This is a genomic window from Caballeronia sordidicola, from assembly GCF_000729995.1.
GTDB classification, from domain to species: Bacteria; Pseudomonadota; Gammaproteobacteria; order Burkholderiales; family Burkholderiaceae; genus Caballeronia; species Caballeronia sordidicola_A.
On the sequence record NZ_JNFG01000017.1, the window covers coordinates 1 to 23,695 of the forward strand.

A 23,695-nucleotide genomic window follows, 5' to 3' on the forward strand; every position below is an offset into this window, starting at 1 on the left:
ACAACGTTGCAGCTGCGACGACCGCAGCAGGTGCAGCGGCAACGGCAGCCAAGCTAGCATCGGGCAACGCAGTCCAGTACGACAGCACCACGCACGCATCGGTCACGTTTGGTGGCACGGGCGCAGCTGTCGCACTGAAGAATGTTGCAGCAGGCAAGGACACGACTGACGCAGTCAACATGGGTCAGTTGACGGCCATGGGTGCCAAGTTCGACTCGACCGGTCAGATGACGAATGCATTTGTCGCTTACGACAGCGCAGCCAAGACATCGGTCTCGTTGGGCAACGGCACGGCTGGCGTTCAGATCCATCAAGTCGCGGCAGGTACGGCGGACACCGACGCGGTCAACTTCAAGCAGTTGAACGCAATGACTAGCAGCCTCTCGGCTGTGACCGGCAGCCTGAAGTACATTCGCTTTGGCGCTTCAGTAGGTCAGACGGCTATTGCATCGGGCACTGATTCAATCGCGTTCGGCGGCGATGCCAATGCGAACGGTTTGGGTTCGCTCGCGATCGGCCGCAAGTCGACCTCTTCAGGGATCAACGCAATGGCGTTCGGACTGGGCTCGAACGCCAGTGCGGACAATTCGATCGCGCTGGGTGCCGGCTCTTTGGCAACGGACACCAACACCGTTTCGGTGGGCAACTACAACCTGCAACGTCGCATTGTGAACGTCGCGGACGGTCAGGATGCTGAAGACGCAGTCAACCTGGGCCAGGTCGAAGCGCTGATCGGTGCTGCAAACAAGGCTCCGGCAGTGCTGAAGGCCACGCGCTCAGCGGGCTTGCTTGGCGATGGTTTGCCGCCTGCTTCGTTGACGCCGGACCAGTTGATGAAGACGGGCGCGACGGACAAGGTTGACCAGATCGATGCCGTCGGAACCGACGCAATCGCGATGGGCCTCAATGTCCACGCAACTCAAGACGGCGCTGTGGCTATCGGCCAGGGCGCGGGCGCGAGCGGCAATAACGCAGTCAGTATTGGTGTGAATACGGTTTCAGCAGGCGACTTGGCGACCGCAATTGGTGTCAATGCACAAGCCATGGGAGACCGTTCGCTGGCAATCGGACGCTTGTCCAGCGCCAACGGCGACGACACGATTGCGGTGGGTAACAGCAATATCGTTGACGCCTCTGCGGCGAAGGCGGCGGCGTTTGGTTTCGGTAATACGGTGGTTGGCGCGGGTTCGGTTGTTATCGGCAATTCGAATAAGTTGTCGACGGCAAACACGTTCGTGTTGGGTAGCAATATTACCGGTACGGACCTCAAGGGCAAGGGCGGCACAAACAGCATCATCTTGGGCGCTGGCAGCGATGGCTCGCAGTCGAATGTCTTGTCTATCGGTGCAGCCGGTTCGGAGCGCAAGATCGTCAATGTAGCGGCAGGTTCGACCACGACCGACGCAGTCAACTACGGTCAGATGACTGCGGCGATCAAAGCGGCTGGAACAGGCGGCACGGGTGGCGACACGTTCGTGACGCAAGCAGCGGCTGGCAGCGATCTCCTCGTTGGATCGGAAACTGACGGCACGCATGTGAACTTTGCAGGCAAGGGCGGGGCATCGCGTGAACTGATCAACGTGTCGGCTGGTACGACGGATACGTCGGCAGTGAACCTGAGCCAGTTGAAGCCGGCAGTAGCGGCTTTGGGCGGCGGCGCAGGAATCGATGCTTCGGGTAAGGTAACTGGCCCGACGTATTCAATCGGTGGCAAGGACAAGCACACGGTTGGCGACGCTTTCACTGCGGTTGATACCAACCTGACGACGTTGAACAGCACGGTTGCAGGCATCACGGCGGGCGGTACAGGTCTGGTCGTTCAGGACCCGGCAACCGGTGACATCACGGTCGGCGCATTGTTGAACGGCAGCAAGGTCAACTTCGCAGGTAGTGCAGGTGATCGCGTACTGACCGGCGTTGCGGACGGTGCTATCACGAGCTCAAGCTCAGACGCAGTGAACGGCAAGCAGATCGCCGGTATCTCGTCGAGCTTTGCAACGGCGATCGGCGGTGGTTCGCAGATGAACACCGACGGTTCGGTAACCATTCCGACGTTCACGGTGGGTGGCAAAACGGTGAATAACGTCGGCGATGCGATCAACAGCCTCGACACCAATATCAGCAGCCTCGACACCAGGATCACCAACATCAGCAACGCTGGTGGTGTGGCTACGCCGAACGCAGTGGCGTACGACTCGGCAGCGAAGGACACGCTGACGTTGGGCACGGCTGACCAGAAGACGACGCTGACGAACCTGAAAGATGGCGACATCTCCACGGCGACCAGCACGGATGCGGTAACGGGCGGTCAGTTGTACACGACGAACCAAAACGTCGCAGACTTGACGCAGAAGATGATCAACGTCGAAACGACCGGTTCCACGAGCATTGGCGTGAACGGTGCGAACGGTGCTGACGGCCAGCCGGGCGCAGCAGGTGCAGCAGGAGCCACTGGCGCAGATGCAATCGCCATGGGTGACACGGCATCGGCTTCTGGCGATCATTCAGTCGTGATCGGCGGTGGTGCAACGGCTTCGGGTGACGGCACGACGGTCATCGGCGGAAACGGTAGCGCAACGGGTGCGAACTCGACGGCAATCGGTAGCGGCTCCAACGCTACTGGCGCCAACTCGGTAGCATTGGGTGCGGGTTCGGTGGCAGATCGTGACAACAGCGTGTCGGTCGGTTCTGACGGTCACGAGCGTCAGATCACCAACGTGGCAGCTGGTACACAGGGTACGGACGCAGTCAACCTGAACCAGATGAACTCGGCGGTGGGCGGCATTGCTCGCAAGGCGTACAGCGGTATCGCGGCAGCTACAGCGCTGACGATGATCCCGGACGTCGACGCGAACAAGACGTTGTCGATCGGTATCGGCGGCGGTACGTTCCAGGGCTATGCAGCAACGGCCATTGGCGGTACGGCTCGTATTACGCAGAACATCAAGGTGCGCGTAGGCGCAGGTTGGTCGGCAGCGGGTACGACGGTTGGCGCAGGTGCTTCGTACCAGTGGTAATTAACGCTTGACCCAGTAGAGCCCGGTTCGGAAGGGCCGGGCTCTACGAAGGCCAGGAAACAAGATTGTTCAGCAGTACCGTAGTAGCTTGAGTCAAATATTCAGATTGTTCAGCAGTACCGTTGTAACTTGATGCGGGTTCTTCTTCGGAAGAACCCGCTTTTTTTTCGCCTGTTTTTCTTGTTTTTCTAAGGCGAGGTCAGCGCGGCGTCAGTTCCCCACCCGCCGCTTGTCCAGCACGTCCTTCGCCTCAGCGAGTCTCTCCGCAAATTCCGGCCCGCGCGCGAGCGCGACGCCCACTGCCAGAATGTCGCCAATCGCCAGATGCGAGACGCGCGATGTCATCGGCGAAAAGATGTCCGTGTCTTCATCCACGTTAGCGAACAGCCCGACCGTGGCCATGCGCGCGAGCGGCGAATTCCCGTGCGTGATGGCAATGACCTTCGCCCCGCCTTCCAGCGCCGACTTCACGGCATCGAGAATATCGCGCGTGCGGCCCGTATTCGAGATGACGACAACCACATCGCCCGCACCCAGCAATGCTGCCGATGTCGTGTACGTATGAGGATCGGAATACGCGACGCTCGGCACGCCGAGCCGGAAGAACTTGTGCTGGATATCCAGCGCAGCGATGCCCGATCCGCCCGCGCCATAAAATTCGATTCGCCGCGCCTGCGCCAGCAGGGTAATCGCGGCGCCCACGCTATCCGATGACAAACTGTTGCGCACCTGCAGCAGCGCGCCAATCGTCCGGTCGAGCACTTTCGCAACGACGCCGGCCGCCGGTTCGTCGGGACGCACATCTCGGAAAACGGAGGGCGCGGGAACGTCGGATGCGACGCTTTGCGCCAGGCGGATCTTGAACTCGCGGAAGCCAGAAAATCCCAGCGCCTGGCAGAACCGCGCGATGGTCGGCTGGCTCACGCCGGCTCGCACGGCGAAGTCGGTCATCGTGAGGTCGAGCACTTCGCGCGGCGCGTCGATGACGTAATCGGCGAGCTTGCGCTCGGAGGGGCGCAATTGATCGCGCATTGCTTCGACTTGGGACAGCAACATCGGGAATTCGCCTATGCTGGAATTGCACGGACTATAGCCGATTCGCCGAAATGTACAAAAACTACAAGACAAATCACGATTCGAATCAGCTTTCGGACACGGTAAGCGCCCATGTAATAAAAGCATTTCAAAGAAATTAGGGTTTTCCAGATGGTGCGTATGTAGTTTTTCTACTAGAATTTGGATTGATCCGCTCGGGTGCGCCTAGAAAACGATAAGCGCCCAAACCCGCGCACCCCATTTACCTGACGCTCGCCCAGCCGCCAAGCGAAGGAGTTTCGATGGTTTCCCCGCATTCGCATCTTCAAAAAGTCACGCAACGTGTCATCGAGCGCAGCAAGCCCACGCGCACGGCGTATCTGGCGCGTATCGATGGCGCACAAGGTCACTTCCCGGCGCGTGGCGCGTTGTCGTGCGCGAATCTCGCGCACGGTTTCGCCGGCCTTGAAGGGCAAGAAAAGATCTCGATCCGAGCGGTTCGCGAGCCGAACATCGGCATTGTTTCGTCTTATAACGAAATGCTTTCCGCGCACGCGCCGTTCAAGGATTACCCGGACATCATCAAGCGCGCGGCGCGCGAGGCGGGCGGCGTGGCGCAATTCGCGGGCGGCGTGCCGGCCATGTGCGATGGCGTCACGCAAGGCAACGCGGGCATGGAACTGTCGCTGTTTTCGCGCGAAGTGATCGCGATGAGCACCGCCGTCGCGCTGACCCACAACATGTTCGATGCCGCGCTTTGCCTCGGCATCTGCGACAAGATCGTTCCGGGCTTGCTGATCGGCGCGCTGCAATTTGGCCATTTGCCGACCATTTTCGTGCCGGCCGGCCCGATGACAAGCGGCATCAGCAACGACGACAAAGCCAAGGTCCGTCAGAAATTTGCGACTGGCGGGTGTGATCGCGAAGTATTGCTCGAAGCCGAAGCGGCCGCGTATCACGGCCACGGCACGTGCACGTTCTATGGCACGGCGAACAGCAACCAGATGCTGATGGAAGTAATGGGACTGCATTTGCCCGGCTCGGCCTTCATCCACCCGCATACGCCGTTAAGAGATGCGCTCACCGCTGAAGCCGCGAAACGCGTGCTTGAACTCACCGTGGAGCGCGGCCATTACACGCCGGTCGGCCATGTTGTCGATGAAAAATCGATCGTCAACGGCATCGTCGCGTTGCTGGCGACGGGCGGTTCCACCAATCACACGCTGCACCTGGTCGCGATCGCACGCGCGGCGGGAATTGTGATCGACTGGAATGACTTCGATGAGCTCTCGCAAGCCGTGCCGCTCGTCGCGCGCATTTATCCGAACGGCAAGGCCGACGTGAACCATTTCCACGCGGCGGGCGGCATCGCATATCTGGTACGCGATCTGCTGCAAGCCGGCTTGCTGCATGAAGACGTGAAAACCGTCGCCGGCGAGGGCTTGAAACACTACACGCGCGAACCGAAACTGCTCGACGGCAAACTCACCTGGGTCGACGGCACCGAAACCAGCCACGACACGAAAGTCCTGCGCAGCCACAAGGAACCCTTTGCCCCCGATGGCGGTCTGCGTCTGATGCAGGGAAAGCTCGGCCGCGGCGTGATCAAGATCTCAGCGGTGGCGGAATCGCATCGGCTGGTGAAAGCGCCTGCGATTGTTTTCGAGTCGCAGGAGCAGGTTCAGGAAGCCTTCGACAACGGCGAGCTCAAGCGCGATTTCGTGGCGATCGTGCGGTTTCAGGGCGCGCGCGCGAACGGCATGCCGGAGTTGCACCGGTTGACGCCGCTTCTCGGCGTGTTGCAGGATCAGGGCTTCCATGTGGCATTGGTGACGGACGGGCGCATGTCGGGTGCATCGGGCAAGGTGCCCGCCGTGATCCATCTCTCGCCGGAAGCCTTGCTGCAAGGACCGCTGGGCAAGGTGCGCACGGGCGACACAATTATCATCGATGCAAACAAGGGTGTGCTTGACGTCGAAATAGACAACGCCGAATGGGCGGCCCGCGAAGTCGAGCAGCCGCAGCACCAGGCGGAAAACGAAGTGGGTTTCGGCCGCGAATTGTTCGGCGTTTTCCGCCACTCGGCCATGCCGGCGGAACTTGGCGCATCGGTATTCGGCCCGATGGTCGGAGAAATTTCAAGGAGCAGCAAATGAAGACAGTAAGCGAAATCGTGCGCCTCGGGCCGGTGATTCCGGTCCTCGCCTTCGAGTCGGCCGAGCAGGGTGAAAACGTGTCGCGCGCGCTGCACGCGGGCGGCGTCAAGGTGCTCGAGATCACGCTGCGCACGGCGGCGGGGCTCGAGGCGATCGAACGTGCGAGCCATCTGGCGGACGATATTGTTGTCGGCGTGGGGACGATCACGAAGCCGGAACATTGCGCCCAAGCGAAGAAGGCGGGTGCGCAATTCGGGGTATCGCCGGGACTGACGAAGGCCATTCACCAGGCGGCGCTCGATTGCGGCTTGCCGTTGTTGCCCGGCGTGATGACGCCGACCGACATCATCCAGGCCATGGAATTCGGCTACGAGATCGTCAAGCTTTTCCCGGCTCAGCAGGCGGGCGGCGTGTCGATGCTGCAAGCGCTCAACGGTCCGTTCCCTACGCTTAAGTTCTGCCCGACCGGCGGCATCACGGCGGAAACGGCGCCGAATTTCCTGGCGCTGCCGAACGTGGTGTGCGTTGGCGGATCATGGCTGACGCCGAAAGCCGCGCTCACCGCGCAGAACTGGGAAGAAGTCACGCGGCTGGCGCGTGCGGCGAGCACGCTGGCGCCATCGAAATGAACTGATTTAGCTGCACTGCAAAAAGCCTCCGCGCTCACCCCGCGGAGGCTTTTGTTTTTTCAGATTCTGATACGGCTCGTGGGCGAGTTTCTTGCGCCGCAAGTAAAATCGCCGAAGCCATCGGATAACCGTGGTCCTTTGCAACTCGCTCGCGGCATAAAACTTCACAAAATCGGGAGACGCTTCATATGGAACCAGTCCACGGCAGCATGTTGCTGGTGTACGCGGTGATCGCCATCGCGTTGTTGATCCTGCTGATCACGCGCTACAAGGTTTACCCGTTCCTCGTCCTGATCATTGTTTCACTGCTGCTGGGGCTGGCTGTCGGCATGCCGATGAGCAAGATTGTCTCGGCGTTCGAAACCGGCAACGGCAACACGCTCGGGCACATTGCCATTGTGGTGGGCTTGGGCACCATGCTCGGCAAGATGATGGCCGAATCCGGCGGTGCAGAACGCATTGCGAATACGCTGATTGGCTGGTTTGGCGAGAAATATATTCACTGGGCCATGATGGTCGTTGCGCTGATCGTCGGCCTGCCGGTCTTCTTCGAAGTCGGCTTCGTGCTGCTGATTCCAATCGCGTTCAACGTGGCGAAGCGGACCAATAAATCGCTGCTGCTGATCGGCCTGCCGATGGTCGCGGGCCTCTCCGTCGTGCACGGCCTGATTCCGCCGCACCCGGCCGCGTTGCTTGCGGTGCAGGCGTATCACGCGGATATCGGCCGGACGATAGCTTATGGCGTGATGGTCGGCGTGCCGACCGCGATTGTCGCGGGTCCGCTGTTCGCGCTGCTGATCCATAAGTACATCAAGTTGCCTGAGCACAATCCGCTCGCGGCGCAATTCGTGGATTCGAAGAAGGAAGGCGAAGAAGGCGCCAAGCGCGAGCTGCCGGGTTTCGGCATCACGCTGTTCACCATTTTGCTGCCCGTGCTCCTGATGCTGATCGGCAGTTGGGCCGACTTGATTTCCTCGCCGAAGACATTGCCGAACGACTTGCTGAAGTTTGTCGGCACATCGGATGTGGCGCTGCTGGTTGCTGTGCTGTTCAGCTTCTGGAGCTTCGGCGCATCGCGTGGTTTTGATCGGGCGCAGATCCAGAAGTTTTGCGGCGACTGTCTTGCGCCAATCGCGGGGATCACGCTGATCGTGGGTGCGGGCGGCGGTTTCGGCAACGTGCTGCGCGATAGCGGCATATCGCAGCAACTGGTGGCCACGGCGTCGGCGGCGCATTTATCGCCGTTATTGCTGGGCTGGTTCGTGGCCGCGTTGATCCGTCTCGCAACCGGTTCCGCGACCGTCGCCATGACGACCGCATGCGGAATCGTGGCGCCGATTGCGGCGGCATCGCATGGTGCGGTCAGCGCGGAATTGCTCGTGCTCGCGACGGGTTGCGGCTCGCTGATCTTCTCGCATGTGAACGATGGCGGCTTCTGGCTGATCAAGGAATATTTCGGCATGACCGTCGGCCAGACGTTCAAGACGTGGTCGTTGTGCGAGACGATAATTTCGATAATGGGTTTGGGCTTGACCTTCGCGTTGTCGACGGTCGTGTAAGGAGAATCAAATGATATTGATCGCAATGGGCGTATCCGGCTGTGGCAAGACCACGATTGGCGAGATGCTGGCGAAGCAGTTGAACTGCGATTTCGCCGATGCGGACAGTTTTCACAGCCAGGCAAACAAGGACAAGATGCACAAGGGCATTCCGCTCGACGATGAAGACCGTTGGCCGTGGCTGAAGGCGATTCGTGCATCGATTGAAGAGAAGCGGGCGGACGGCAAGCCGCACGTCTATGCGTGCTCGGCGTTAAAGCGTGTGTACCGCGACATTCTCCGCGACGGCGACCGGGACGTGACCTTTGTGTATCTGAAAGGCACGCCGGAGTTGCTGCGCGAGCGCATCAAGACGCGCACGGGCCATTTCTTCGATCCGGCGTTGTTGCAAAGTCAGTTGGATACACTGGAGCCGCCCGGGCCGGATGAAGCGATTGAAGCGGATATTGCCCTGTCTCCGGAAGCTATTGTCGATAAAGTATTAAAGGAAGTTGAAACTCGTTAAATAGATTGCAATTATAAATTGTAACGCGTGCAGGATAAAATTCACGGAATCGATTATCTTAATAATTCCGAATAATGCGCGTTAAATTCATGTCGTTCCTCAGAAAAAGACCGTTTCAGCTTAAGGCTGGACCGGTCTTTGTCTTTTCGATACCTTGAAGCGATAGCGCAAACGCAGATCCTTGTTGCGTATGGCATTGCGTAAGCTCTTGCGCGTTTAAGCACATTTTTTGACGAATCAGACGACCTATTTAATGGTCGGCGAGAACGCCTGCGCATTTAGGAAATGTCCCGTATCAGTGCACGGGCTCGGCGGTCAAAATCGCGAATTCCGCTTCGAGGCCGTTCAACACGGAATTGAGGCGCTCCTTGGTCGGGAATGGACGAATCATTTGTTGCATTCGATTTACGTTTCCCGTCGATTTCTCAGTAATACAGGATTAATGAAATGGCGCTTACTCCTCAAGACCCGCACAAAGCGGTCATTACCTCCGTTGGTTCCGCAATTGGCGGCGGCACGGCAAGCAGCACGAAGCCGGTGATCACGGGAACGGCGGACGCTGGCTCGACGGTCGACATTTTCGACGGCGTGCGCATGATCGGCACGGCACTTGTCGACTCGAAGGGCAACTGGTCCTTCACGCCGACGGCTGACCTGAAAGCGGGCTCGCATTCGTTCACCGCCATTTCGGTATACAGCAACGGCGACATGGGTGCGTCTTCCACGCCAATGTCCGTCACGGTGCCAAGCGGCACGCCGGTCGCGCCGGTGAAGCCGGTCATCGACGGCGGCGGCCCAACGGATGACACAGGTCATCCGCTGTCGAACCCGACCAACGATCCGCGTCCGGAGATGAGCGGCACGGGCACGCCGGGCGACACCATCACCATGTACGACGGCAATACGCCGATCGGCTCGACGGTCATCGACGGCACGGGTCACTGGGTTGTCCATCCGGACAAGGATCTGGGACCGGGCAACCATGACATCTATGTGATCGAAACGAATCCGGCTGGGGTTCCGAGCCAGCCGTCGGACCACTATCCGGTGGTGATCGACACGAGCGTTCCGGCTGCACCTGTCATCACCAGTTTGACCGGTGACAACGGCATTGCTATCCCAAGCGGCGGCGCAACGCCGGACGTCCGTCCGACCATGAACGGTACGGGCGCGCCGGGTGACATCGTAAAAATGTACGACGGTCAGGACGTGATTGGCTCAGCGAAGGTGGATGGGAACGGTCATTGGAGTATTACGCCGACCAAAGACCTGTCGGACGCAACTCATGATCTGTACGCAATCGAAACGAACACGGCAGGCACGGCCGGGCCAACGTCGGCACATGTCGTCATCACGATTGACACGAGCGTGCCGGCGACCCCGGCCGCACCAACCCTGACTGACGACAACGGCGCGACGATTCCAGCCGGCTCGACGACGTCAGATGCGCATCCGCACATCAACGGCACGGGCACGGCGGGCGACACCATCACGATTTACGATGGCAGCACCGTGATCGGTTCAACCACCATTGGCGGCGACGGCAAATGGTCATTCACGCCATCGCCGGATCTTGGTCCGGGCTCGCACGATATTCACGTGATTGATACGAACGCGGCAGGAACGTCGAGCCTCGCTTCGGATTCCATTCATATCGACATTGGCTGGACACCCCCGGGCATCTGGAGCGTCGTTGGCGCATCTGGGCCTCTGGCGGGCGGGGTGGATCAAGGCGGTATAACAACGGACGGCAAGCCGGTGATCAGCGGCACGGGTCACGCGGGCGCGATCATCAATGTCTACGACGGCACGGTTGTGATCGGTTCAACCGTGGTCAATTCGACTGGGCAGTGGTCGTTCAGCCCGTCGGCCAACCTGGGTTACGGCGCTCACAACGTGCATGTAACGGAAACGAAATCGGGGGTGACAAGTGCCTCGTCGCCGACCTATACGTTCACCACGCAATACACGGCGATCACAAGCGTCACTGATTCTAGCGGTCACGCGATTGCTAATGGCGGAGTTGCACAGGGTACGCTGACGGTGACCGTCTGGGTGGACTCGTCGATGATCGGTGGCGTCTTGCGACCGCAGTTCGGTAGAGGTGGTTATACCGACTCGCTCGTTGGCAAAGAAAACATTCCGATTACTGGCAACCCGGTGACATTCACCATAGCAAGCACTGATCATTGGACCGGAAATCAAGCCGCTTCTTTCTTAGGCGGAACGTTCTCGATGTCAGGTAGCGTCGCTTTAAACGGGAAGATTGTTTCCGTGTATTCCGCCGGAACTTCAACTGGCTGGAACGTCACTGATTTCTTTGGCACGCCCACGGTGCTGCCCGCAAGCGGATCAATGGCAGTAACGGACGAGCGTGGCTCATACCTCTCGTCGGGTATCGCAACGATTGATGCACGTCCGACTATAACGGGCACCGGTAACTCAGGCGATACCATAAAAATCTACGACGGTAGCACCCTGATTGGCTCGGCCACAATCGATGCCTTTGGCAACTGGTCATTCAAACCAACGAATGCTTTCTCGGTCGGCACGCACACATTGACCGTGACCGAAACGAATTCGGCCGGCACGAGCCCGGCTTCGGATTCCTTTTCACTGGTGGTGGCGGCGGGCACGGCGCCGGCGCAGCCGTCGGCTCCGGTTTTGGTGGATGACTCGGGTGCGGCGATTCCGTCAGGCAGCACGACGCCTGACGGACATCCGCACATGAGCGGCACGGCAACCGCGGGAGACCTCATCAAGGTGTACGACGGCTCGGTGGTTTTGGGTTCGGTGCTGGTGGGCAGCGACGGCCAGTGGAGTTTCACGCCGAAGACAAATCTTTCCAACGGCACGCATGACCTGTACGTGATCGATACGAACGCAGCGGGAACATCAAGCGCGGCGTCCGTTCATACGTCGCTCGTGGTCGATGTGTCGACAGCGTACGCACCGGGTATCTGGAGCGTAGTTGGCGCATCTGGGCCTCTGGCGGGCGGGGTGGAACAGGGCGGTATAACAACGGACGGCAAGCCGGTGATCAGCGGCACGGGTCACGCGGGCGCGATCATCAATGTCTACGACGGCACGGTTGTGATCGGTTCAACCGTGGTCAATTCGACTGGGCAGTGGTCGTTCAGCCCGTCGGCCAACCTGGGTTACGGCGCTCACAACGTGCATGTAACGGAAACGAAATCGGGGGTGACAAGTGCCTCGTCGCCGACCTATACGTTCACCACGCAATACGCGGCGATCACAAGCGTCACGGATGCTGGCGGTCACGCGATTGCTAATGGCGGAGTTGGACAGGGCACGCTGACGGTGACCGTCTGGGTGGACTCGTCGATGATCGGTGGCGTCTTGCGACCGCAGTTCGGTAGAGGTGGTTATACCGACTCGCTCGTTGGCAAAGAAAACATTCCGATTACTGGCAACCCGGTGACATTCACCATAGCAAGCACTGATCATTGGACCGGAAATCAAGCCGCTTCTTTCTTAGGCGGAACGTTCTCGATGTCAGGTAGCGTCGCTTTAAACGGGAAGATTGTTTCCATGTATTCCGCCGGAACTTCAACTGGCTGGAACGTCACTGATTTCTTTGGCACGCCCACGGTGCTGCCCGCAAGCGGATCAATGGCAGTAACGGACGAGCGTGGCTCATACCTCTCGTCGGGTATCGCAACGATTGATGCACGTCCGACTATAACGGGCACCGGTAACTCAGGCGATACCATAAAAATCTACGACGGTAGCACCCTGATTGGCTCGGCCACAATCGATGCCTTTGGCAACTGGTCATTCAAACCAACGAATGCTTTCTCGGTCGGCACGCACACATTGACCGTGACCGAAACGAATTCGGCCGGCACGAGCCCGGCTTCGGATTCCTTTTCACTGGTGGTGGTGGCGGGCACGGCGCCGGCGCAGCCGTCGGCTCCGGTTTTGGTGGATGACTCGGGTGCGGCGATTCCGTCAGGCAGCACGACGCCTGACGGACATCCGCACATGAGCGGCACGGCGACCGCGGGAGACCTCATCAAGGTGTACGACGGCTCGGTGGTTTTGGGTTCGGTGCTGGTGGGCAGCGACGGCCAGTGGAGTTTCACGCCGAAGACAAATCTTTCCAACGGCACGCATGACCTGTACGTGATCGATACGAACGCGGCGGGCACGTCAAGCGCGGCGTCCGTTCATACGTCGCTCGTGGTCGATGTGTCGACAGCGTACGCACCGGGTATCTGGAGCGTAGTTGGCGCATCTGGGCCTCTGGCGGGCGGGGTGGAACAGGGCGGTATAACAACGGACGGCAAGCCGGTGATCAGCGGCACGGGTCACGCAGGCGCGATCATCAATGTCTACGACGGCACGGTTGTGATCGGTTCAACCGTGGTCAATTCGGCTGGGCAGTGGTCGTTCAGCCCGTCAGCCAACCTGGGCTCTGGAACCCACAACGTGCATGTGACGGAAACGAACGCAGGGGTGACAAGTGCCTCGTCGCCGACCTATACGTTCGCCACAAATTACTCAACGGTCATGAGTGTCACGGATGCTGGCGGTCACGCGATTGCTAACGGCGGAGTTGGGCAGGGCACCCTGACGGTGACCGTCTGGGTAGACTCGTCGATGATCGGCGGCATCTTGAATCCGAGTTTCGTCATAAATAATATGTCCACATCGGTCGCCGCCAAAAGCGCAATCCCGATTACAGGCAACCTGGTGACATTCACCATGGAGAGCACTGATCTCTACAACTCGCGTGGAACCACTACCATGGAGGGCGGAACATACCGGTTGCAAGGTGACGTCGTCGTTGGCGGGCAGATTGTTTCCTCTTATGGCCCCGGCATTTCTACTGGCTGGGCCGTCACTGATCTGTTTGCTACGCCGCAACATCTGAGCATGACCTTAGGGCCAAATGTACGGGACGAGCTTGGCTCATCGGTCGTTGGGACGACAACGATCGATGCACGTCCGACTGTTTGGGGCTTTGGTAACTCAGGCGATATTATAAAAGTCTTCGACAATGGCAACCTAATTGGCTCGGTCACAATCGACAACTTTGGCCAGTGGTCGTTTAAACCGGCCAATGCTTTCTCAGTTGGGTCGCATTCATTGAGCACGTCAGCAACGAATTCGACTGGGACGACCGTAAGTACCTTCTCCAGCAAGGTGGTGGTGATGGCGGGCACAGCGCCAGCGCAGCCGTCGGCTCCGGTTTTGGTGGATGACTCGGGTGCGGTGATTCCGTCAGGCAGCACGACGCCTGACGGACATCCGCACATGAGTGGCACGGCAACCGCAGGAGACCTCATCAAGGTGTACGACGGTGCGGCGGTTCTGGGTTCGGTGCTGGTCGGCAGCGACGGTCACTGGGGTTTCACGCCGAAGACAAATCTTTCCAGCGGCACGCATGACCTGTACGTGATCGATACGAACGCGGCGGGAACGTCAAGCGCGGCGTCCGTTCATACGTCGCTCGTGGTCGGCGGATCGTTGCTGACTTCTGGCCTCGCCGCGATGGATCTGACTGGTACAACCTACCACACGATCGTTTCGGAGCACGATGCGTTCATTGGCACGTCCGCGAACGGCAACGAGACCGTAGACCTGAACGCTGACCCTTCGACGTACTTCAAGGACGCGGCGGCGCATATTGAAGGTGCGAAACACGGCGCCATCGATACCTTGCACCTGACAGGCGACCATCAAGTGCTGGATCTGACCTCGCTGACGGGTAAAACCGCGGCGGCAAAGATCTCGGGCATTGAGGTGGTGGATCTGGGTGGTCAGCACAACACGCTGAAACTGTCCCTTATCGACGTGCTGAATCTGGGCGAAACCGACCTGTTCCAGAAGGACGGCAAGCAGCAGATGATGGTTCAGGGCAAGGACGGCGACACGGTGGACTTGTCGAACACGCACATTGCCGGTCTGGCTGACGGTGAATGGGCGGCGCACGGCACAACGCAAGTTGGCGGCGTGACGTACAACGTGTACGAGCATTCGGGCGCGCATACCGAATTGCTGGTCAGCAAGGCGTGCAGATCGTCGTGCATTAAGGGGTTGTGCATCGGCTTTCGCTAGCTTGCGAAAGGCTCAGTAAAAAGCAGTAAGCCGAGGCCGCCCGGGGAGTTTCCCTGGGCGGCTTTTTTGTCTGAATAAGAGTTTCGAAGAAGTTGATGCTCGAAAAATAAAATAAAACTATAAATGGCAACGCGTGCGGAATAAAAATAACGAAATCGATTATCTTAATAATTCGATTTAACGCGCGTTAAAAGCAGGTCATTCTTTGTAAAAAGACCGTTTCAGCTCAAGGCTGGACGGGTCTTCGTCTTTTCGATACCTTGGAGCGATAGCGCAAACGCAATCTCAGATCGGGATCTGCGCTGCGTAATCTCTATTTATTCAACACATTGTGTGACGAACCGGGCGACCGATTTGGTAGCCCATGGGAATCCTTACGTCTTTAGGAAATGTCCCGTATCCGCGCACGGGCTCGGCGGTCAAAATCGCGAATCATGCTTCGAGGCCATTTAACGCGGCTTCAAAGCGCTCCTTGGTCGGGACCGGACGAATCATTTGTTGAATTCGATTTACGTTTCCCGTCGATTTTTCAGTAACACAGGATTAATGAAATGGCGCTTACTCCTCAAGACCCGCACAAAGCGGTCATTACCTCCGTTGGTTCCGCAATTGGCGGCGGCACGGCAAGCAGCACGAAGCCGGTGATCACGGGAACGGCGGACGCTGGCTCGACGGTCGACATTTTCGACGGCGTGCGTATGATCGGCACGGCACTTGTCGACTCGAAGGGCAACTGGTCCTTCACGCCGACGGCTGACCTCAAAGCGGGCTCGCATTCGTTCACCGCCATTTCCATTGACAGCAACGGCGACATGGGTGCGTCTTCCACGCCGATGTCCGTCACGGTGCCAAGCGGCACGCCGGTCGCGCCGGTGAAGCCGGTCATCGACGGCGGCGGCCCAACGGATGACACAGGTCATCCGCTGTCGAACCCGACCAACGATCCGCGTCCGGAGATGAGCGGCACGGGCACGCCGGGCGACACCATCACCATGTACGACGGCAATACGCCGATCGGCTCGACGGTCATCGATAACACGGGCCACTGGGTTGTCAAGCCGGAGAAGGATCTGGGGAAGGGCGATCACGACATTTACGTGATCGAAACGAATCCGGCTGGCGTTCCGAGCCAGCCGTCGGATCATTATCCGGTCGTGGTTGATACAAGCGTTCCGGCCACGCCGGCCGCGCCGACGCTGACGGACGACAGCGGCGCGACCATTCCAGCGGGCACGACCACGGGCGACGCACATCCGCATATTAACGGCACTGGCACCGCAGGCGACATCATCAAGGTGTACGACAACGGCACGGTCATTGGCTCGACCACCATTGGCGGCGATGGCAAGTGGAGCTTTACACCTTCAGCCGATTTCTCCAGCGGCTCGCATACCATCACGGTGGTGGACGTGAACCCGGCGGGCACGCCGAGCGCGGCTTCCACCCCAATCAGCGTGGTTATCGTAGGCGTACCCGTGGCGCCTGCCGCGCCAACGCTTACTGATGACACCGGCGCGAACATTCCTGCGGGCAGCACAACGCACGTCTCCACGCCGCACATTGGTGGCACGGGCCACGCGGGCGACACAATTACGATCTACGACGGGGCCACGGTGCTTGGTACGGCTACGGTAGACGTAACTGGAAGCTGGTCATTCACACCGTCCACACCGTTGTCGGGCGGCTCGCACAGCATCAGCGTGACTGAAAGCAATGCTGCTGGTGCAAGCGCGCATTCGACGGCTATTAGTGTCACCACGTCCGTGCCGACGATTGCCATTACGGGCCTGTACGATCATGACCATAACTTGATCGCCCAAAACGGCTCAACAACTGGAACCGTAACAATCGAAGGCACGGCGAGCGGTTATGGTGACGGCGACGTCGTCAGCCTTGCATTCATTGGGCCCGCAACAGTGAACGGCGCTCGCTGCCAGATATTTGCAACGATTGTAGACGGCAAGTTTTCCGTGACCGTTTCCGCAAGCACGCTAATAGACCCAACTTTTGGAAGTGGCCCGATATTTAGCGGAGCAGGGAGTTTCACTGTAGCCGCGCTATTAATGCATATGTTAAGCCCTACAAGTGCCGAATTCCGTGCGACGAGTGACCAGTACACCATCACGGACACCAACTGGACCGTTGCGGGCGTACCCGCCACTCCGGCGGCGCCGACGCTCACCGACGACACCGGCGCGAACATCCCCGCGGGCAGCACAACACACGTCTCCACGCCGCACATCAGCGGCACGGGCCACGCGGGCGACACGATTATGGTGTTCGACGGTGCCACTACGCTTGGCACGGCTACAGTAGGAGTGGATGGAAGATGGACATTCACGCCCGCCAAGCCGTTGTCGGGCGGCTCGCACAGCATCAGCGTGACCGAAAGCAATGCAGCTGGTGCAAGCGCGCATTCGACGGCTATTAGTGTCACCACGTCCGTGCCGACGATTGCCATTACGGGCCTGTACGATCATGACCATAACTTGATCGCCCAAAACGGCTCAACAACTGGAACCGTAACAATCGAAGGCACGGCGAGCGGTTATGGTGACGGCGACGTCGTCAGCCTTGCATTCATTGGGCCCGCAACAGTGAACGGCGCTCGCTGCCAGATATTTGCAACGATTGTAGACGGCAAGTTTTCCGTGACCGTTTCCGCAAGCACGCTAATAGACCCAACTTTTGGAAGTGGCCCGATATTTAGCGGAGCAGGGAGTTTCACTGTAGCCGCGCTATTAATGCATATGTTAAGCCCTACAAGTGCCGAATTCCGTGCGAAGAGTGACCAGTACACCATCACGGACACCAACTGGACCGTTGCGGGCGTGCAGGCGGTACTGACCCAGACTGACAACAGCAGCGACCATTCGCAGGCAGCGTCTGTTGGTGACTCGGGTCAGTTGGCACAGCAAACCAATCAGCACACGGTTGTGGGCGAACACGATGCGTTCGTAGGTAAGGCTGCCAATGGCAAGGAAACGGTGGACCTGGCCGCGGACCCGGCTTCTTACTTCAAGGAAAGCACAGCGCATATCCAGGGCGCGGGCGGCACCGCTATCGATACCCTGCACCTGACGGGCGACCATCAAGTTCTGGATCTGACCTCGTTGACCGGTAAAACCGCGGCGGCGAAGATCTCGGGCATTGAAGTAGTGGATCTTGGCGGTCAGCACAACACGCTGAAACTGTCTCTGCTCGACGTGCTGAATCTGGGCGAAACCGACCTGTTCCAGAAGGACGGCAAGCAGCAGATGATGGTGCAAGGCAAGGACGGCGACACGGTGGACTTGTCGAACACGCATATTGCCGGTCTGGCTGACGGTGAATGGGCGGCGCACGGCACGGCAGTAGTGGGCGGTGTGACGTACAACGTCTACGAGCATTCGGGTGCGCATACCGAACTGCTGGTTCAGCAAGGTGTGCAAATCGTCGTGCATTAAGGGTTGAACATCGGCTTTCGCTAGTTTAGGAAAGGCGGATTAAAAAGCAGCAAAGCCAAGGCCGTTCCGGATTTTCCGGAACGGCCTTTTCGATTGTCTGAAGCCTTCTCATCTCGCCCAGTTGTTTATCCGCACGCAAAACGTCTCTCTATTTGTGAAGAATCGTCACATCGAAACCGTGGCATAAGGCTTTCAGCGCGGCCACAAATACTCGCCAATGAAATTAGGACTGTTCCGGTATTCCGACAAGGCTAACGCAAGCAGAATCGCCGCTCACGGGTCGATGGCTACGCTGTCGCCCCTTGCGCTAGGCGGAAGCGCAAGTTTTTGCGCTGTCAGGATGCCTCAGCGATTTCTCATCGATTTCTCAGCGAAACAGGTAATACACACATGGCAACAACATCTCAAGACTTGAACAAAGCGGTCATCACATCGGTAGGCCTGGCGGTTGGCGGCGGCACGGCCAACAGCGCGAGCCCGGTCATCGCGGGTACTGCGACAGCGGGCATGACCATCGACGTGTTCGATGGCGTGCGCATGATCGGCACGGCAATCGCCAACGCAAACGGCGTCTGGTCGTTCACGCCGCCGGCCGATCTCAAGGCAGGCTCGCACTCGTTCACGGCAATTGCAGTGGATAGCAACGGCGACTTCGGCACCTCTTCCACGCCAATGTCCGTCAAAGTGCCGAGCGGCACGCCAGTCGGGCCAGTGAAGCCGGTCATTGACGGCGGTGGCCCGACGGATGACACGGGTCATCCGCTGTCGAACCCGACCAACGATCCGCGTCCTGAGATGAGCGGCACGGGCACGCCGGGCGACACCATCACCATGTACGACGGCAATACACCGATCGGCTCAACTGTCATCGACAACACGGGCCACTGGGTTGTCAAGCCGGAGAAGGATCTGGGACCGGGCAACCACGACATCTATGTGGTTGAAACGAATCCGGCTGGCGTTCCGAGCCAGCCGTCGGACCACTATCCGGTGGTGATCGACACGAGCGTTCCAACCAAACCGTCGATCCCGACCATGACGGACGATAACGGTGCGACGATCCCCGCGGGCAGCACGACCGCCGATGCGCATCCGCACATCAACGGCACGGGCACGTCGGGCGACATCATCAAGGTGTACGACGGCAGCACGCTGATCGGTTCCACCACCGTTGGCGGCGACGGCAAGTGGTCGTTCACGCCCTCGCCGGACCTCGGCCCGGGCGCGCACGATATTCACGTGACCGAGACGAACCTGGCGGGTACGCCTAGCCCGGCGTCTGATCCCATTCATGTTGTGATCAACACGGGCGTGCCGGCAACGCCAGTTGCGCCGACCATGACGAACGACAGCGGCGCGGCGATCCCTGCGGGCAGCACGACCTACGATGCGCATCCGCACATCAACGGCACGGGCACAGCAGGCGACGTCATCAAGGTGTACGACGGCAGCACGCTTCTGGGTTCGACCACGGTCGCAGGCAATGGCCAGTGGACCTTTACGCCATCGTCTGATCTGTCGACAGGTTCGCACAGCATCAACGTGACGGAAACGAATGCGGCGGGCACGCCGAGCGCGCACTCGCCGTCTGTGGCCTTCTCGGTCAATCCATCGCTGGCCTATCCGGTGATCACCTCGGTAGTCGACTCGGTCGGGCCAATTCAAGGCAACATCGCGCAGAACGGCACGACCGATGATCCGCGTCCGGTGTTGCACGGCACGGGCATGGTGGGCGACGTAGTGAAAGTATGGCTCGAAGGCACCACAGTTATCGGATCGGCGGTCGTCGATGCATCGGGGCATTGGACGTTTCAGCCAGCCGCGAACCTGTCCAATGGCGTACATAGTTTCATAGCGACTACGTCACTCCTGTCCGGTTGGGCGAACCAATGGATTATCACGGTCGACACAACAACGCCCGCTACGCCAGCCACACCAACCCTGACAGACGACAACGGCGCATTGATTCCTGCAGGCAGCACGACGGCCGACAATCATCCGCACATCAACGGCACGGGCAAGGCCGGCGAAATCATCACGGTGTACGACGGCAACACGGTGCTGGGCTCGACCACGATCGGCTCGAACGGTCAATGGACGTTCGCGTCGGGGAATATGTCGACGGGTTCGCACAGCATCAACGTGACTGAGACGAACGCGGCAGGTACGCCGAGCGCGCATTCGGGTGCAATCAGTGTGGTGATAAACACTAGTACACCCGCAACCCCGGTCATCAACAGTCTGACGAACGACAGCGGTGCGGCGATTCCGGCGGGCAGCACGACGTCCGACAATCATCCACACATCAACGGCACGGGCACGGCGGGCGACATTATCAAGGTGTACGACAACTACATTTTGATTGGTTCAACCACGATCGGCTCGAATGGCCAGTGGTCGTTCACGCCGTCGAACCTGAGCGACGGCAATCACGCCTTTATCGCGTCGGAAGTGAACGCGGCGGGCACAACGAGCGCACCGTCGGGCTCGATCAGCGTGGCGATCAACACGGCCACCCCAGCCGCTCCGGTCATCAACAGTCTGACGGACGACTATGGCGTGGCGATTCCGTCGGGCAGCACGACCACCGATAACCATCCGCACATCAACGGCACGGGCACCGCGGGCACTCTCATCATATTGTTGGACAACAATAAGACGCTCGGTTCGACCACAGTCGGCTCGAACGGCCAATGGACGTTCACGCCGTCGAGCATGAGCGATGGCAGCCACAGCATCGGGGCATGGGCACAGAACGCGGCGGGCACGATAAGCAGCACTTCTAACACGGTCTTTGTGACGATCGGGCCGGTCGTGGCGACGGCCCCGACGATCACAGGCATCCTGGACACCGTGGGCACGGACATGGTTGCAATTCCGAGCGGCGGCATCACCAACGGTAGCCACCCCACGGTCAGCGGCACGGGCACGGCGGGCAACACGGTTTATATCTATCAGAACGGCGCTGGATGCGGCAGCACCATCGTGGATGGAACAGGTCACTGGTCAGTGACTATTTCCGGCGCCATCGACAACGGCGTGCGCGCCATGACAGCGACCCAGTTCGCCAACGGACAGAGCCCGAGCGCGTCCTCGAACACCTGGACCATCACTATTGACACAACCAGGCCGGATGCGCCTGCCGCACCGACGCTGACCAACGACAGCGGCGTGGCAATTACTGCGGGCTCCACGACAAGCGATGGTCATCCGCACATCAACGGCACGGGCAAGGCAGGCGACGTTATCAAGGTGTACGACAACGGCACCATCATCGGCTCCGTTCAGGTGGGTGGCGACGGCAAGTGGTCATTCACACCGTCGACCGACTTATCCGTGGGCTCGCATAGCATTACGGCGATAGACGTGAACGCGGCCGGTACACAGAGCGCGCCTTCAGGGAGCGTCAGTTTCACGATCAGCTTGGTGCCGCCGACTCCTGCCGCTCTCTCGATGTCGGACGACGCCGGCTACATAATTCCGATCGGCAGCACGACGGCAGATGCGCATCCGCAAATCAATGGATCAAACGGCACCCCTGGCAACATCATCAAGGTGTACGACGGGAGCACGCTGTTGGGCTCGACAACGGTCGGTTCGAATACCCGTTGGACGTTCACGCCGAACGACTTGCCGAACGGCTCGCACACCTTCACGGCGGTCGAAGTTAACGCAGCGGGTACGGCAAGCTCGCCTTCAAACTCAATCAGCATCGTAATCGCCAGCACCAGCGTGGTGCCGCCGTCTCCTGTAATGGGTTCTATGGCGGACGACAACTATGTCAAAATTCCAATTGGCAGCACCACGGCCGATGCGCACCCGCAGATCTTTGGAGCTGGGACCACCCCCGGCAACATCATCAAGGTGTACGACGGAAGCACGCTGCTGGGCTCGACAACGGTTGGTTCGAATGGTGGTAACCGTTGGACGTTCACGCCGAAGGACCTGCCGAACGGCTCGCACACCTTCACGGCGGTCGAAGTTAACCCCGCGGGTATGGCAAGCTCGCCTTCAAACTCAATGAGCGTTGTAATCGCCAGCCCACCCCCACCCCCACCGCCCGTACCGGTAATCACATCGTTTACGAGTAGTGATGGAGTTACAGTCAATTCGGTAAAGACTTACACTGCCAACACTATGTTCTCAATGCAGGGAACCGGAACTCCAGGAGCGACCGTCGCCATTTATGTCCATCAAAACGGGAGCCTCGTTTCGAAGGCTATCGCCCAGGTTGATAGCACTGGTCATTTCAATACCGGATATGTGCTCTGGGTGGCTGTTGGAACAACTGATTTCTGTGTAGCGCAAGTTGTAGACAATAATTGGAGCGACTTTTCGAGCGTCTGGCCGATTAAAATAGTCGCTGCGCTTTCAGCAACCCTCGACGCGACTGTCCATACTGATGACCAGTCGCAAGTAGCATCGGTTGGCGATTCGGATCAGTCCACTCAGCAAACCAATCACCATACGGTTGTGGGTGAACATGACGCGTTCGTGGGTAAGCTTGCCAACGGCAACGAGACCGTGGACCTTAACGCAGACCCTGCTTCCTACTTCAAGGAAAGCACCGCGCACATTCAGGGCGCGGGGGGCACCGCTATCGATACCCTGCACCTGACGGGCGACCATCAAGTGCTGGATCTAACCTCGCTGACGGGTAAAACCGCGGCGGCGAAGATCTCGGGTATTGAAGTAGTGGATCTGGGTGGTCAGCACAACACGCTGAAACTCTCCCTGATCGACGTGCTGAATCTGGGCGAAACCGACCTGTTCCAGAAGGACGGCAAGCAGCAGATGATGGTTCAGGGCAAGGACGGCGACACGGTGGACTTGTCGAACACGCATATTGCCGGTCTGGCTGACGGTGAATGGGCGGCGCACGGTACTGCGGTGGTGGGCGGCGTGACGTACAACGTCTACGAGCATTCGGGTGCGCATACCGAACTGCTGGTTCAGCAAGGCGTGCAGATCGTCGTGCATTAAAGGTTGAGCATCGGCTTTCGCTAGCTTAGGAAAGTCGCTGTAAAAAGCAATAAAGCCAAGGCCGTTCCGGATTTTCCGGAACGGCCTTTTCGTTGGTTTGGACCCTCTCATCTCGCGAAGTTGTTTATTCGCACGCAAAACGCTTCTCTATTTGTGAAGAAGCGTTACACCAAAACCGTCGCATAAGGCTTTCAGCGCGGCCACAAATACTCGCCACTGTAATTAGGACTGTTCCGGTATTTCGTAAAGGCGAACGCAAGCAGAATCGCCGCTCACGGGTC

Annotated in this window: 9 protein-coding genes; 8 read left to right on the forward strand and 1 reads right to left on the reverse strand. The window is 59.1% G+C overall.

The window, feature by feature from the left end:
- On the forward strand, positions 1-3,017 hold a 3,017-nt coding region (locus tag FH08_RS0117110), incomplete at its 5' end, for a YadA-like family protein (RefSeq protein ID WP_031359495.1).
- A 210-nt stretch (positions 3,018-3,227) separates the two neighbouring features.
- On the opposite strand, the gene FH08_RS0117115 is transcribed toward FH08_RS0117110, so the two are convergent.
- On the reverse strand, positions 3,228-4,073 hold the full coding sequence (locus FH08_RS0117115) for a MurR/RpiR family transcriptional regulator (protein ID WP_031359496.1): 846 nt from the start codon (positions 4,071-4,073) through the stop codon (positions 3,228-3,230).
- 281 nt (positions 4,074-4,354) lie between these two features.
- Here FH08_RS0117115 and edd point away from each other — a divergent pair, with 281 nt between their 5' ends.
- From edd to FH08_RS0117155, 7 genes are all read left to right on the forward strand, one after another.
- Positions 4,355-6,208 carry a phosphogluconate dehydratase gene (edd, locus tag FH08_RS0117120; protein ID WP_051888334.1) on the forward strand — a complete coding sequence of 618 codons (1,854 nt, stop codon included), beginning with the start codon at positions 4,355-4,357 and terminating at the stop codon, positions 6,206-6,208.
- Positions 6,205-6,837, forward strand: coding sequence for a bifunctional 4-hydroxy-2-oxoglutarate aldolase/2-dehydro-3-deoxy-phosphogluconate aldolase (gene eda / locus FH08_RS0117125; protein WP_031359498.1), 633 nt, complete (start codon positions 6,205-6,207; stop codon positions 6,835-6,837). The genes edd and eda overlap by 4 nt, the downstream gene beginning before the upstream one ends.
- A 188-nt stretch (positions 6,838-7,025) precedes the next feature.
- Positions 7,026-8,396, forward strand: coding sequence for a gluconate:H+ symporter (locus tag FH08_RS0117130; protein ID WP_031359499.1), 1,371 nt, complete (start codon positions 7,026-7,028; stop codon positions 8,394-8,396).
- Between the two features lie 10 nt (positions 8,397-8,406).
- Entirely contained in the window at positions 8,407-8,901 is a 495-nt protein-coding gene (locus FH08_RS0117135) for a gluconokinase (RefSeq protein WP_031359500.1), read from the forward strand.
- 447 nt (positions 8,902-9,348) lie between these two features.
- Positions 9,349-14,985, forward strand: coding sequence for an Ig-like domain-containing protein (locus FH08_RS0117145; RefSeq protein ID WP_031359501.1), 5,637 nt, complete (start codon positions 9,349-9,351; stop codon positions 14,983-14,985).
- 551 nt (positions 14,986-15,536) lie between these two features.
- A complete protein-coding gene (locus FH08_RS0117150) occupies positions 15,537-18,431 on the forward strand; it encodes an Ig-like domain-containing protein (RefSeq protein WP_031359502.1) in 2,895 nt (964 codons plus the stop codon).
- A gap of 390 nt (positions 18,432-18,821) precedes the next feature.
- Positions 18,822-23,414: an Ig-like domain-containing protein gene (locus FH08_RS0117155; protein ID WP_152602860.1), complete on the forward strand. Its 4,593-nt coding sequence runs from the start codon at positions 18,822-18,824 to the stop codon at positions 23,412-23,414.
- Positions 23,415-23,695 lie beyond the last annotated feature (281 nt).

Bases quoted from the DNA above. Each gene is read 5' to 3' on its own strand.
- FH08_RS0117115 (WP_031359496.1), bottom strand. From the start codon at position 4,073: ATGTTGCTGTCCCAAGTCGAAGCAATGCGCGATCAATTGCGCCCCTCC.
- edd (WP_051888334.1), top strand. From the start codon at position 4,355: ATGGTTTCCCCGCATTCGCATCTTCAAAAAGTCACGCAACGTGTCATC.
- eda (WP_031359498.1), top strand. From the start codon at position 6,205: ATGAAGACAGTAAGCGAAATCGTGCGCCTCGGGCCGGTGATTCCGGTC.
- FH08_RS0117130 (WP_031359499.1), top strand. From the start codon at position 7,026: ATGGAACCAGTCCACGGCAGCATGTTGCTGGTGTACGCGGTGATCGCC.
- FH08_RS0117135 (WP_031359500.1), top strand. From the start codon at position 8,407: ATGATATTGATCGCAATGGGCGTATCCGGCTGTGGCAAGACCACGATT.
- FH08_RS0117145 (WP_031359501.1), top strand. From the start codon at position 9,349: ATGGCGCTTACTCCTCAAGACCCGCACAAAGCGGTCATTACCTCCGTT.
- FH08_RS0117150 (WP_031359502.1), top strand. From the start codon at position 15,537: ATGGCGCTTACTCCTCAAGACCCGCACAAAGCGGTCATTACCTCCGTT.
- FH08_RS0117155 (WP_152602860.1), top strand. From the start codon at position 18,822: ATGGCAACAACATCTCAAGACTTGAACAAAGCGGTCATCACATCGGTA.